Source organism: Dinoroseobacter sp. PD6, assembly GCF_028807315.1.
GTDB classification, from domain to species: Bacteria; Pseudomonadota; Alphaproteobacteria; order Rhodobacterales; family Rhodobacteraceae; genus Dinoroseobacter; species Dinoroseobacter shibae.
The window spans coordinates 89218-102557 of record NZ_JARAMN010000002.1; the positions used below are offsets into that span (position 1 = coordinate 89218).

General features: G+C 67.9%; 12 protein-coding genes and 1 riboswitch. Of the genes, 4 read left to right on the forward strand and 8 right to left on the reverse strand.

Translation table 11 applies throughout. The features are described from left to right. Position 1: 1 nt before the first annotated feature. Together fabB and fabA are read right to left on the reverse strand one after the other, a co-directional pair. Positions 2 to 1231, reverse strand: a complete 1230-nt coding sequence (gene fabB, locus PVW48_RS03805; RefSeq protein WP_274580370.1) for a beta-ketoacyl-ACP synthase I — start codon at positions 1229 to 1231, stop codon at positions 2 to 4. Between the two features lie 22 nt (positions 1232 to 1253). Further along, positions 1254 to 1763: a bifunctional 3-hydroxydecanoyl-ACP dehydratase/trans-2-decenoyl-ACP isomerase gene (gene fabA / locus PVW48_RS03810; protein WP_274580372.1), complete on the reverse strand. Its 510-nt coding sequence runs from the start codon at positions 1761 to 1763 to the stop codon at positions 1254 to 1256. Positions 1764 to 1945: 182 nt separating this feature from the next. Between fabA and irrA the strand changes: the two genes are divergently transcribed. Next, the gene (gene irrA / locus PVW48_RS03815; protein WP_012177684.1) at positions 1946 to 2362 is read left to right on the forward strand and encodes an iron response transcriptional regulator IrrA; all 417 of its coding nucleotides are present in this window, start codon (positions 1946 to 1948) and stop codon (positions 2360 to 2362) included. Between the two features lie 264 nt (positions 2363 to 2626). Here the strand turns inward: irrA and metK are convergent, their stop codons facing one another. The 5 genes from metK to PVW48_RS03840 form a co-directional block, all read right to left on the reverse strand. Continuing rightward, positions 2627 to 3811, reverse strand: coding sequence for a methionine adenosyltransferase (gene metK / locus PVW48_RS03820; RefSeq protein ID WP_274580375.1), 1185 nt, complete (start codon positions 3809 to 3811; stop codon positions 2627 to 2629). A gap of 5 nt (positions 3812 to 3816) precedes the next feature. After that, positions 3817 to 3865, reverse strand: a riboswitch (SAM-SAH riboswitch). Positions 3866 to 3898: 33 nt separating this feature from the next. Continuing rightward, the gene (gene lnt / locus PVW48_RS03825; RefSeq protein WP_274580376.1) at positions 3899 to 5392 is read right to left on the reverse strand and encodes an apolipoprotein N-acyltransferase; all 1494 of its coding nucleotides are present in this window, start codon (positions 5390 to 5392) and stop codon (positions 3899 to 3901) included. A 2-nt stretch (positions 5393 to 5394) separates the two neighbouring features. Continuing rightward, a complete protein-coding gene (locus PVW48_RS03830; RefSeq protein WP_012177687.1) occupies positions 5395 to 6303 on the reverse strand; it encodes a hemolysin family protein in 909 nt (302 codons plus the stop codon). Positions 6304 to 6344: 41 nt separating this feature from the next. Next, a complete protein-coding gene (gene ybeY, locus PVW48_RS03835; RefSeq protein ID WP_274580377.1) occupies positions 6345 to 6890 on the reverse strand; it encodes an rRNA maturation RNase YbeY in 546 nt (181 codons plus the stop codon). Further along, complete coding sequence (locus tag PVW48_RS03840) at positions 6868 to 7881, reverse strand: PhoH family protein (protein WP_274580378.1); 1014 nt, start codon at positions 7879 to 7881, stop codon at positions 6868 to 6870. Before PVW48_RS03840 ends, ybeY begins: the two co-directional genes overlap by 23 nt. A gap of 280 nt (positions 7882 to 8161) precedes the next feature. Here PVW48_RS03840 and PVW48_RS03845 point away from each other — a divergent pair, with 280 nt between their 5' ends. Further along, positions 8162 to 10270 (forward strand): TonB-dependent receptor domain-containing protein, encoded by a 2109-nt coding sequence (locus PVW48_RS03845; RefSeq protein WP_274580379.1) that lies wholly within the window; start codon positions 8162 to 8164, stop codon positions 10268 to 10270. A 65-nt stretch (positions 10271 to 10335) separates the two neighbouring features. Continuing rightward, entirely contained in the window at positions 10336 to 10602 is a 267-nt protein-coding gene (locus PVW48_RS03850) for a hypothetical protein (RefSeq protein WP_274580380.1), read from the forward strand. 11 nt (positions 10603 to 10613) lie between these two features. Here the strand turns inward: PVW48_RS03850 and miaB are convergent, their stop codons facing one another. After that, positions 10614 to 11927: a tRNA (N6-isopentenyl adenosine(37)-C2)-methylthiotransferase MiaB gene (miaB, locus tag PVW48_RS03855; RefSeq protein ID WP_274580381.1), complete on the reverse strand. Its 1314-nt coding sequence runs from the start codon at positions 11925 to 11927 to the stop codon at positions 10614 to 10616. A gap of 136 nt (positions 11928 to 12063) precedes the next feature. Between miaB and PVW48_RS03860 the strand changes: the two genes are divergently transcribed. Continuing rightward, positions 12064 to 12960: a hypothetical protein gene (locus PVW48_RS03860; protein WP_274580382.1), complete on the forward strand. Its 897-nt coding sequence runs from the start codon at positions 12064 to 12066 to the stop codon at positions 12958 to 12960. Positions 12961 to 13340: the final 380 nt, after the last annotated feature.

Below are 13340 nucleotides of genomic sequence, written 5' to 3' on the forward strand. Positions count from 1 at the left end.
ATCAGTCCAGGTAGCGCGACATCAGCAGCGTCGCATTGGTGCCGCCGAAGCCGAAGCTGTTGGAGAGCACGGAATCGAGTGTGACACCCTCGCGCAGTTCTGTCACGATTTCCTCAGGGTGGATCGCCGGGTCGAGCTCGGTGATGTTGGCCGAGGCCGCGATGAAGCCCCTGTTCATCATGATCAGCGAATAGATCGCCTCGTGCACGCCGGTCGCGCCCAGCGAGTGTCCGGTCAGCGACTTGGTGGAGGCGACGGGCGGGGTGGTGCCTTCGCCGAAGACGCGGCGCACGGCCTCGATCTCGGTCACGTCGCCCACGGGGGTCGAGGTGCCATGGGCGTTGATGTAGTCGACGCTGCGGCCTTCGGGCAGGGTGGCGATGGCCTGGCGCATCGACCGCTCGCCGCCTTCGCCCGAGGGCGCGACCATGTCGTAGCCGTCCGAGGTCGCGCCGTAGCCGGTGACCTCGGCGTAGATTTTCGCGCCGCGCGCCTTGGCGTGTTCGAGTTCCTCCAGCACCAGCACCCCGCCGCCGCCGGCGATCACGAAGCCGTCGCGGGTCGCATCGAAGGTGCGCGAGGCGGTGGTGGGGGTGTCGTTGTATTTCGAGCTCATCGCGCCCATGGCGTCGAAGAGGCACGACAGGGTCCAGTCGATCTCCTCGCCGCCGCCGGCGAAGACGATGTCCTGCTTGCCCATCTGGATCAGTTCCACCCCGTTGCCGATGCAATGGGCGGAGGTGGAGCAGGCCGAGGTGATCGAGTAGTTCACGCCCTTGATCTTGAACGGCGTGGCCAGGCAGGCGGAATTCGTGGACGACATGCAGCGGGTGACCATGAACGGCCCCATCCGCTTGGGCGCGCCCTTTTCCTTGACCGTCTTGAACGCCTGGAAGAAGTTCGAGGTGGACGGCCCGCCCGAACCCATGATCAGCCCGGAGCGTTCGTTGGAGACATCGCTGTCCTCCAGCCCGCTATCGGCGATGGCCTGTTGCATGGCGATGAAGTTGAACGCGGCGCCGGGGCCCATGAAGCGCAGGTTGCGCTTGTCGATATGGTCTTCGAGCACGATGTCCGGCACGCCGTGGACCTGGCTGCGGAAGCCGTTCTCGGCATAGGTTTCGGCGAAGGTGATGCCCGAGCGGCCCGCGCGCAGGCTGGCCTCGACCTCGGACACGGTATTGCCGATCGGGGAGACGATGCCCATCCCGGTGATGACGACGCGACGCATGGGGTGTTCCTTCGTGTTGTGCTCAGTTTTCGGAAAGAGCGACTTTCATGTCCTTGACCTGGTAGATGACCTCGCCATCGGCCTCGACACGCCCGTCGGCCACGCCCATGGTCAGGCGCCGGGTCTGCACGGCCTTGGTGAAGTCCACGAAATAGCGCAGCATCTTGCGGTCGGGGCGGACCATGCCGGTCAGCTTGACCTCGCCCACGCCGAGCGCGTAGCCGCGCCCCTGCCAGCCGCGCCAGCCCAGGTTGAAGCCCGTCAGCTGCCACAGACCGTCGAGGCCGAGACAGCCGGGCATGATCGGGTTGCCGGGGAAGTGGCAGTCGAAGAACCACAGCTCCGGCGTGATGTCGAACTCGGCCACGATATGGCCCTTGCCATGGGCACCCGCGTCGCCGCTGACCTCGGTGATGCGGTCCATCATCAGCATGGGGGGCGCGGGCAGTTGGGCACTGCCCGGGCCGAACAGCTCTCCGCGTGCGCATTTCAGAAGGTCGTCCTTGTCGAACTGCGTCGGAAACTGGGCCATGGGGTCGTTTGTCCTCGGGTCGCGGATGGGTTCTGGCTCCCTTATCACCCCCGGTTTGCCGGAGACAAGAGGCAGGCCGGGCGCAGCGTGACAGCGTGTCCCGGAATTTGCGAAGGCTTTGCAATTGATATTTCGGCGGCAAACGGCATATATGAGGGGAGGAAACGGAGAGACGGCAACAGATGCGCGCGCAAGGTTTGGAACGAGGGACGGAGTGGCTGGCGACGGGCGGGGTGCGTCCGACGAAGCAACGCGTGACCCTGGCCGCGTTGCTGGTGGGCGACGGTCGCGACCGGCACGTCACCGCCGAGAGCCTCTATGCCGCCGCGCTGGCGGGGGGGGAGCGGGTGTCGCTTGCGACGGTCTACAACACGCTGCGGGCGTTCTGCGACGCGGGGCTGGTGCAGGAGATCACGGTCGACGGCTCCAAGAGCTATTTCGACACGCGGATCGACGACCACCCGCATTTCTACTGGGAAGAGGATAATACCCTCACCGACGCCCCGGCCGAGGAGCTGGAGATCTCGCGCCTGCCGGCGATCCCGGAGGGTACGGAGATCTCAAAGGTCGATGTGGTGATCCGGCTGCGCAAGGCCTGAGACGGGCGCGGACCCAACTTGTGGCAAGAGATCGAAACGGCGCCCGCGGGCGCCTTTTTCATGCGCGACCCGCGGCGGGGCCAAGGGCGCGGGCGACAGGGGGCAGGGGCCAGCCCTGCGCGCGCTGTCGGAAATACCAGGGGACGGGCTGTGTGACCCGTCCCCGTTTCTTTTGCGCAAAATACTCCGGGGGAGGCCCGCAGGGCCGGGGGCAGCGCCCCCCAAGGCTTTTACTCAAAAGCCTTGCCCCGCGCGGAGGCGCGCTCAGACCGCGGCCTTGAGCGCCTCGGTCAGGTCGGTGCGTTCCCAGCTGAACCCGCCATCCGCTTCGGGGGCGCGGCCGAAATGGCCATAGGCCGCCGTGCGCTGGAAGATCGGCTTGTTCAGGCCCAGATGCTCCCGGATGCCGCGGGGCGACAGGTCCATCAGCTGCCCCACGGCGGTCTCGATCCGGCTCTCGTGCACCTTGCCGGTCCCGTGGGTGTCGGCATAGATCGACAGCGGCTTGGCCACCCCGATTGCGTAGCTCAGCTGGATCGTGCAGCGATGCGCGAGCCCCGCGGCCACCACGTTCTTGGCCAGGTACCGCGCCGCATAGGCCGCGGAGCGGTCCACCTTGGTCGGATCCTTGCCCGAGAACGCCCCGCCGCCATGCAGCGCCGCGCCGCCATAGGTGTCGACGATGATCTTGCGCCCGGTCAGGCCCGCATCCCCGTCCGGCCCGCCGATCACGAACTTGCCCGTGGGGTTCACCCACCATTCGGTCGCGTCGTCGATCCAGCCCTCGGGCAGCTCCTGGCGGATATAGGGTTCGACCACCGCGCGCACGTCAGCGGAGGTCATCGCCGGGTCCAGGTGCTGGGTCGACAGCACGATCGAGCTCACGCCCACCGGCTTGCCGCCTTCGTAGCGCACGGTCAGCTGCGATTTGGCATCGGGCCCCAGGGTCGGCTCGGCGCCGGATTTGCGCACCTCCGCCAGCCGCCGCAGGATCGCGTGGGCATAGCAGATCGGCGCGGGCATCAGCTCCGGCGTCTCGTCCACGGCGTAGCCGAACATGATGCCCTGGTCGCCCGCGCCTTCCTCCTTGGTGCCCGAGGCGTTCACGCCCTGGGCGATATGGGCGGATTGCTCGTGCAGCAGGTTGGTGATCTCCACGGTCTTCCAGTGGAACCTGTCCTGCTCGTAGCCGATGTCGCGGATGCAGTCGCGGGCGATCGTGTCGATCTTGCCCATGTAGTCCTTGAGCCGCTCCTGGTCGGACAGACCGACCTCGCCGCCGATGACGACGCGGTCCGTGGTGGCGAAGGTTTCGCAGGCGACGCGGGCCTCGGGCTCTTCGGCCAGGAAGGCATCGAGAATGGCATCCGAGATGCGGTCACACACCTTGTCGGGATGCCCCTCCGAGACGGATTCGGAGGTGAACTGGTAATTTTGGCGGGCTGTCATGAGAGTGCTCCATTGAATAGCGACCGCTGCGCCAGGAAGCCGTTGCAGCGTCGGTGGCATGGGGCGTATCCCCCTGTGCCCATGGCGTCAATGGGCGCGGGCCCTGGACCGCGTCATTAGCCCCACAAGTGATACAATCATCGCGATCAGCAGGGGCAGATCGCCCAGACGGGCATAAGGCGGGGTCGCCAGCGCCGGGGGCAGGGCCGCATCGAGGGTGCCCGCCACCCCCAGGGGCAGCGCGTCGGTCAGCGCGCCGGTGGCGTCGACCACCGTGCTGATCCCGGTATTGGCCGCCCGCACCAGCGGCATGCCGCGCTCGATCGCGCGGAACCGGGCCAGCACCAGGTGCTGTTGCGGGCCTGCGAACTGGCCGAACCAGGCGTCATTGGTGATCTGCAGCATCCAGTCGGCCTCGGCCAGCCGGGCGCGGCCGAAATTCGGAAAGATCGCCTCGTAGCAGATCAACGGCAGGGCGCGGCCGAGCGGGCCGAAATCCAGCACTTGCGGACCCGGCCCGGCCAGGAACCCGCCGCCCTCGGCCACGGCCAGGCCGCGAATGCCCAGGCGCGCGGCGAGATCGCCGAAGGGGACGTATTCGCCGAAAGGGACCAGATGGGCCTTGTCGTAGATCTGCGCCGGTATGCCCGTGGCGTCCAGCACCGCCAGCGCGTTGGTCGCCCCCGCCGGGGTGCCGCGCACAGCACCCAGCACCACCGGCGCGTCGCCCGCGGTCTCGGCGATCTGCGACAGGAGCGGGCCCGCGTTTTCCAGCCGGTAGGCGATCGCCGTTTCGGGCCAGATCACCAGGGCGGGCGGGGCCCCGGGCGCGGGCCGCGCGGTCAGGTCCAGCAGCCGGGCATAGAAGATCGGGATCATCCCGGGATCCCATTTCAGGTGTTGCGCCGCGTTGGGCTGGACCAGCCGCAGCACCGGCGCGTCGGGCGGGATCGCGGGCGGGTCGGGGCGCAGCATCCCCAGCCCGGTCAGCAGCGCCAGCCCCGCCGCCCCGGTGGCCAGCCCCCGTCCGAGCGGTTGGGCGCGCGCCAGCACGAGGATGCAGAGCGTCGCCAGCCCCAGCCCGTGCAGGCCCCAGAAGGCCGCGGTCTGGGCCGCGTGCGTGTCGATCCAGATCGTGCCGATCAGCGCCCAGGGAAAGCCGGTGAAGACATAGCTGCGCAGCATCTCCGCCGACATCAGCGCCAGGGCGAAGCCCAGCCCCCGGGACAGGCCGGGCCGCAGGCCGCCCGCAAGTGCCCCGGCGGCGGCCCAGAAGAGCGCGAGCCCCCCCGCCATCAGCACCAGCGCGAAGGGCGCCATCCAGCCGTGGCGGGCCACGTCCACGAGGAAGGGTTCGACGATCCAGTGCAGGGTCAGGGCGAAATAGGCCGCGCCCGTGCGCCAGGCGGTCCAGGCCCCGGCGCGCCAGCCGGAGGATCGGTCGAGCCGCGCCAGCAGCCCCGCCAGCCCCAGCAGCGCCAGCGGCCAGAGCCCGAGGGGCGCCTGCCCGAGACCGATGGCCAGCCCGCAGAGAACATCCGCGAGGCGAGGCCATCGCGCGAGGACCGGGCTGCGTGCCAAGGTTACTCCGCCGCGGGGGCCAGGGGCGCGGGGGGCGGGCTCTTGCGGACGCGGACGCGCTTGATCCGGCGCGGATCGGCGTCGACCACTTCGAACTCGACCCCGGTCTCGTGGGGGATGACCTCCCCGCGCACTGGGACCCGGCCGGTCAGCTTGAAGACCAGGCCGCCGAGGGTGTCGATCTCCTCGTCGTCGCCGGGGGAGATCAGCGAGACGCTGAGCTCGCGCTCCAGCTCGTCCAGGGGCGCCTTGGCCTGCACCAGGTAGACGCCCGGTTTCTCCCGCGACCAGAGCCGGTCCTCGGGTTCGTCATGCTCGTCCTCGATCTCGCCGATGACCTGTTCGATCAGGTCCTCGATGGTCACCAGCCCGTCGGTGCCGCCGTATTCGTCGATCACCAGCGCCATGTGCATGCGGTCCTTCTGCATCTTTTGCAGCAGCACGCCGATGGGCATGGACGGGGGCGCGTAGAGCACCGGGCGCAAATTACCCTTGAGGCTGAATTTCGGGGTCGCGCCGTTGAAGCCGTATTGCAGGGCGAGATCCTTCAGGTGGACCATGCCCAGGGGCGTATCCAGCGTGTTGCGATAGACCGGCAGGCGGGTCATGCCGCTGTCGCGGAAGACCTGGACCAGCTCGGGCAGGGTGATGTCCGAGGGCACCGCGACGATGTCGGCGCGGGGAATCGCCACGTCGACCACGCGCATCCGGCGCAGATTGCCGATGCCGAAGGCGTTGCTGCTGGGCGTGGCGCCCGGGTGCATGCCATGCTCGTCGGAGCCGTGCTCAGCTGTTTTCGGGGGTTTCAGGGCCTCCAGAACGCGTCGGAACACGTTCGGTCTGGCTGGGTGATCCGTGTCTGTTTGCGCGCGTTGCGCCGCGGGAGACGATCCGTCAGAGGTGTCGGCCATTGATCCTTTCCAAAGTGACGCCGAAGCGATTGTGCCGGAAACTATACCATAGGCGTTTCATAAGGGTTAGCCATGTTGAGGGTTTGAAGAATTTTCACCTCCAGCCCTTCCATGCGCGCGGCATCGGCGTCGGTTTCGTGGTCGAACCCCAGCAAATGCAGGGTCCCGTGCACGATCAGGTGGGTGACGTGATCGGCCAGCGGCTTGCCCGCCTCGGCGGCCTCCCGCGCGCAGGTGCCATGGGCCAGCGCCAGATCGCCCAGCTCGGCGGCCATGGGATCGCCCGGGTCGGGCAGGTGCGGGGCACCGCCGGGCGTGTCGGGCGCGCGATCCACGGCGGGCCAGCTGAGCACGTTGGTGGGCGTCGGCTTGCCGCGGAACTCGCCGTTCAGGGTGGCGATGCGGGCGTCGTCGCAGGCCAGGACCGACACCTCGAACGCGCCGGGCGGCAGGTCGAGTGCCACCAGCGTGGCATCCACGGCGCGGCCCGCGAGCGCCTCCAGGTCCAGTGCGTCCCAGGCCGCATCCTCGGTCGCGATCTCGACCGTGGCGCGGGCCGGGTGGTCAGGTCGGCTCGTCGGCGTCATAGGCTTCGATGATCCGGGCCACCAGCGGATGGCGCACCACGTCCTTGGCGGTGAAATAGGTGAAGCTCACGCCCTTGACGTCGTGCAGGATGCGCTCGGCATCGCGCAGACCGCTGGTCACGCCGCGGGGCAGGTCCACCTGGGACCGGTCGCCGGTGATCACCATGCGCGAGCCCTGGCCGAGCCGGGTGAGGAACATCTTCATCTGCATGGTGGTGGCGTTCTGGGCCTCGTCCAGCACCACGAAGGCATTTGACAGGGTCCGGCCGCGCATGAAGGCCAGCGGCGCGATCTCGATCCGCTTTTCCTCGATCAGCTTGGCGACCTGCTTGCCCGGCAGGAAATCGTTGAGCGCATCGTAGAGCGGCTGCATGTAGGGGTCGACCTTGTCCTTCATGTCGCCGGGCAGAAAGCCGAGCCGTTCGCCCGCCTCCACCGCGGGGCGGCTGAGGATGATCTTGTCCACATGGCCGCCGAGAAACATGGTCACGCCCACGGCCACGGCGAGATAGGTCTTGCCGGTGCCCGCCGGGCCGATCCCGAAGGCCAGCTCGTTGGCAAAGAGGCTCTGGACATAGGCCTTCTGCATCTCGGTGCGCGGCTCGACCGATTTCTTGCGGGTCTTGAGCTCTACCGTGCCGCCCTTGAACAGCTCCATCTGGTCGCCGGCCTCGGGGGTGGCGTCATCCTCGGGCACGCCGAGCCGGATCAGCCCGTCGATATCGCCGGGCTCGGAGGATTTGCCCGATTCCACCCGCTGATACAGCGCATGGAGCACGCCCTCGGCCTTCACCTGAGCATCGGCATCGCCGAACACCGCAAGCTGGTTGCCGCGGCGCAGGATCTGCACGCTGAGCTGATGTTCGATCTGGGCGAGGTTGCGGTCATACTCGCCGCACAGGTCGATCAGGACACGGTTGTCGGGAAATTCGATCAGACGCTCCGGGGTGGGCGGCTGGGTGGCAGGCGGGGTCGTCGCGCTCAGGGCCAAATGGAACTCCGTTCAGGGGGGCCTGCCCGCAGCGTGCCAAGCCCGGGGCGGGCTGGCAAGCGCCCATTGTCCGTTTCGCGGGCCTGCCGGGGAAAAAGCGCAGAAAAGCCGCGCCTCGGGGCGCGCGCGCCCGTGCCGGGCGCATTTGCCCGCAGGCAGGCGACAAGTCGCTTGCGCTTTCGTTAAATATGATTAAAACACTCGGGAATTATTCAGCACCTATAGCAAGTCACACCCAGCCGGGCGGCCAGCGATTCCAATCTGCGAGGGTCCCATGGATGTGACACGATTTCTGCTCTGCACGACGGCGCCGCTTTGCCTGGCCGTTTCTGCCGCCGCCCAGCAGGCGGCCCCGCCCCCCGAAGAGGACATCTTCGCCGGTCTCGTGCCGGTGGTGACCCAGTCCGGGGCCACGGCGCTCGACCCCATCGTGGTCGGGTCGGGCACCGACAACGTGGCCAGCGACACGCCGCAATCGGTATCGGTGATCTCGGCCGAGCAGATCGCGCGCGAGCAGCCGACCACGATCAACGATCTGTTCACCTCGATCCCCGGTGTCACCGCGGTCGGTTCGGAACGGGTGCTGGGCCAACGGGTGAACATCCGCGGCATCGGCAGCAGCGCCGAGGGCGACCAGAACCGGCTGATCACCCGGATCGACGGCGTGGTGAAATTCTACGAACAGTATCGCATGGGCGCGATCTTCACCGATCCCGACCTCTACCGGCGGATCGAGGTGCTGCGGGGGCCTGCGTCCTCGACGCTGACGGGGGCGGGGGCCGTGGGCGGCGTGATCGAGTTGCAGACACGCGAAGCGGCCGATTTCCTGTCCGGGCCCGAGGACGATTTCGGCGGGCGCCAGAAGCTGAGTTTCGGCACCAATGGCAACGAGGCGCTGAGCAGCACGGTGCTGGCCTTCCGGCCGGCCGAGGGGCTCGAATTCCTGACCGCGTTCACTTACCGCGAACGGGACAATTACGAGGATGGCGACGGCGAGGAGGTGATCGGCACCAATTTCGATGCGACCGCTGTGTTGCTCAAGGGGCGCTACAGTTTCGGCGAGGGCATGGCCCACAGCGTCTTTGCCACCTATCAGAACTGGGCCAGCGACGCCAAACAGGCCGAGTATGCCCAGACCGAGACCTTCGAAGCCTTCGGGCGGGTGGACCGGGACGTGGACGACAGTCTTTTCGTGCTGGGCTATGACTACAACCCGCCCGAAAACGACCTGATCGACCTGGAAGTGCGCCTGGGCTATTCCGACACGGAGGTGATCCAGGAAAACGCGACGAACCCGCTGGGCATTCCCAGCTCGCTCTTCGAGGATGCGGAATACGGCTACGAATCCTGGCAGCTCAACGTGATGAACACCTCTTTCCTGGCGCTGGGCGGGACCGAGGTGACGCTTGCCTACGGGTTCGACGCCAGCCGGCAGGAACGGGTCGGCGAGGCCACCAGCCGGAAATTCCCGACCACGCCGCCCAATGGCTTCATCGCCTTCCAGCCCGGCGGCGAGGACGAGAACATCGCCGTCTTTGCCCAGGCCGAGATCGTCACGCCCTTCGGGCTGACGATCATCCCCGGCCTGCGCTACGAGTGGGAGACGTTGACCCCGGCGGACAACAACACCAGCTTCGGCGCGGGCGACAAGGTCGAGAACGAGGCCTTCGCGCCAAAGATCGCCCTGCTTTACGAAGTGACCGATGCGATCAACGTGTTCGGCACCTATGCCCGGACCGAGCGCCTGCCAGTGCTGGACGAGGTCTATGACGGCTCCAGCGGCAATCTCGATCTGGTGCCGGAGAAGGCCGAGACCTGGGAGGTCGGGCTGTCCTACTCGGCGCTGGACGTGTTCCAGTCGGGCGATCAGCTGGTCGGCAAGCTGACCTATTTCGACACGGATGTGGAGAACCTGATCGCGCGGGCCACCACGTCGGATCCGTTCGTCAATATCGACGATGCGACCTACAAGGGCTGGGAGCTGGAGGTGGCCTACGATTCGGACCTCTGGTTCGGCTCGCTGGCCTATGCGCGGGTGCGCGCGGACGGGACCGATGATGGCGGCCCCCGCGAGCCGCTGGAGGGCATTCCCGCCGACGAGGTGTCGGTCACCTTGGGCACGCGGCTCGATCGTTACGACCTGGAGCTCGGCGTTACCGGCACCTACACCTGGGAGCAGGACCGGGTGCCCACGGGCGACGAGACCACCGACAGCTACCAGGTGGTGGATCTCTTCGCGACCTGGGTGCCGCCCGTCGATCTGGCCCAGGGCGTGGAGGTGCGGCTGGCCGCGAACAACATCTTCGACGAGGCCTACAAGCCCGCCCTCTACCTGACCGACAATGCCCGGGGGCGGAACATCTCGGTCAGCCTCGCCCTGGCGTTCTAGCGCGCCTGCGCCGGTGTTCGCCCCGGGCGGTCCGGGGCGCGTGAGTTGGAGGAGATGCCATGGGGATGGCCCGCAGACCGCTGTCGTCACAGGCCCGCAGGGCGCTGCGCGCGGGGATGCTGCGCGCCACGATCCTCGTGCTGATCGTGACGGCGACGGTGTCCTGGGCGCAGGGGTTCCAGAACAGGGTCAACTGGGGCGGGCTGCTGGCGGTCTGGGCGATGGCGGCGGTGGGGTTCGCCTGGGTCGAGCACAGGGTGCTCGCCTGCCGACAGCGCCGCGCCGCGCAGCGGGCCGCCACCGGGGGCTGGCGCAAACGGTCCGGCGACTGAGCCGGGGCGGGTCAGGCCGCGATCAGCACGCCGCGCAGGGAGTTGGCGGAGCTTTCCGCGATCCGGACGCGCACCAGGTCGCCGCGCGCGGCGTCGGGGGCGGCCACATGGACCGCGTGCAGGTGTTCGGACTTGCCCACCATCTGGCCCGGCAGGCGACCGGGTTTCTCGAAAAGCACGCGGGCCGTAGTGCCGACCTTGGCGTCCTGGATCGCGCGCTGCTGACGCGTCAGCAGGGCTTGCAGGGTTTGCAGGCGGGCATCGGCCACTTCGCCCGGCACGTCCTCTTTCTCGGCCGCGGGCGTGCCCGGGCGGGCGGAGTATTTGAACGAATAGGCCTGGCCGTAGCCCACGGCCTCGACCAGCGCCATGGTGTCGGCGAAGTCCTGATCGGTCTCGCCGGGAAAGCCCACGATGAAATCCCCCGACAGCAGGATGTCGGGGCGTGCCGCGCGGATCCGCTCGATCAGGCGGATGTAGCTTTCGGCGGTATGCTTGCGGTTCATCGCCTTGAGGATCCGGTCGGAGCCGGACTGCACCGGCAGGTGCAGGTAGGGCATCAGCTTGTCGCAAGTGCCATGGGCCTCGATCAGCGCGTCGTCCATGTCGTTGGGGTGCGAGGTCGTGAACCGGATGCGTTCGAGCCCGTCGATCTCGGCCAGATCCCAGATCAGGCCCGCGAGGCCCTTGGCATGCCCGTGATAGGCGTTGACGTTCTGGCCCAGCAGGGTGATCTCGCGCACGCCGCGCTCCACCAGATCGCGCGCCTCGCCCAGCACGCGGGCGGCCGGGCGGCTGACCTCGGCCCCGCGGGTATAGGGCACCACGCAGAAGGCGCAGAACTTGTCGCAGCCTTCCTGCACGGTCAGAAACGCGCTCGGCCCGCGTTTCGCCTTGGGCCGGGCGGCGAGGTGGTCGAACTTGTCCTCCTCGGGGAAGTCCGTATCCAGCGCCTTGGCCCCGGTGGCGGCGCGCGCGGTCAACTCCGGCAGGCGGTGATAGGCCTGGGGGCCCACCACCAGGTCCACCAGCGGCTGGCGGCGCATGATCTCGGCCCCCTCGGCCTGGGCGACGCAGCCTGCCACGCCGATCTTCAGGTCGGGCTTTTCGGCCTTCAGCGGCTTGAACCGGCCCAGTTCGGAATAGACCTTCTCGGCGGCCTTTTCGCGGATATGGCAGGTGTTGAGCAGGATCATGTCCGCGTCTTCGGCGCGATCCGTCTGCACATAGCCCTCGCCGCCCATGGCCTCGGCCATGCGCTCGCTGTCGTAGACATTCATCTGACAGCCATAGGTCTTGATGTAGAGCTTCTTGGGATCGGCCATGGCGCGGGTCTCAGAGCATTAAGGAAGGGGTTACCGCGTCCGCATACACAAAGCCCGGGCCCCTTGCAATCATGGGGGCCGTTGCAGAGCGCGCGCGGATCGGGGAAGCTGGCGGCGCGGGAGCGAAAGGACGGGCATGGAGCAGATCAGATCACCGCTGAATGCCGCAGGGGCGGCGCCGGATCTCGCGGGCTTTCTTGCCCGGGGGCGGGAGGTGCTGCGCGGCGGGCCGGTGGCGTTGATCTTCGCCGAGGACGGGGTGGAGCTGGCCTCGACCCTCGCGCATCACCTGGCGCAGGGGTTCCGGGCGCTGGTGCTGTTCGCGCCCGATCACCTGGCGGTGCCGGAGGGGCTGGATGCGCGCGTTCACCGGGTGCGCTGCGACCGGTTCGGGGCCGAGGACGTGGCCGCGACCGTGACGGCGGTGGCGCGGCGGGCGCCGGGGACGTGGTTCTATTTCGGGTTCAACGCGGAGTACCTGTTCTATCCCTATTGCGAGACCCGCAGCGTGGGCGAAATGCTGGCGTTCCACACCGAAGAGCGGCGCGATGCGATGCTGACCTATGTGGTGGACCTCTATGCCGGGGACCTGGGCAAGGCGCCCTCGGGGGTGTGCCGGCAGAACTGCTACATGGATCGGTCGGGCTATTACGCGCTGGAGCGGATGGATGCGCGCGGTATCCGGGCGGAGCGGCAGTATGATTTCTACGGCGGGCTGCGCTGGCGGTTCGAGGAGCATGTGCCCGCCACGCGGCGCCGGATCGACCGGATCGCGCTGTTCCGGGCGCGGCCGGGGCTGACCCTGCGGGCGGATCACACGTTTTCGGACCCGGAATACAACACCGTGTCCTGCGCCTGGCATCACAACCTGACCGGGGCGGTGTGCTCGTTCCGGGCGGCCAAGGCGCTGAAGGCGAACCCGGGCAGCAGCCACCAGATCCCGACTTTCTGGTGGCAGAACTCGGTCTGGTTCGAATGGAAGAGCACGCAGTTGCTGGGGCTGGGGCTGATCGAGCCGGGGCAGTGGTTCTGAGAAGGCGGGCCGGGGAGGGGGCGCGGCCCCCGTCGCTGCGCGCCCCCCCGGAGTATTTTTACACAAATGAAGGAGGGGCGGCGGGCGACCGAGGCGCTTCAAGCGGCATTCGTAGGGGTCTTGGGACACCATTCTGCCGGTCCCCGAGCCGCATGCGCAAGGTCGGGCGGTTAAGCTTAACGGGGCTTTCGTTGCCGCGGGGCGGTGCGCGTGAGGCGGGGTGATATCGGGGCGGCGCCATGCCTGCGTCCCCGAGGTTGGGTCGTTAACCTTGACGCGCCGTTTGGCGAGCCCGCGCCTCTGGCGGATCTGGCGTGACCTCGCCCGAGGCGTCTGTCTGATTTCATCTATGCGAAAACACTCCGGGGGGCGCGCATTGC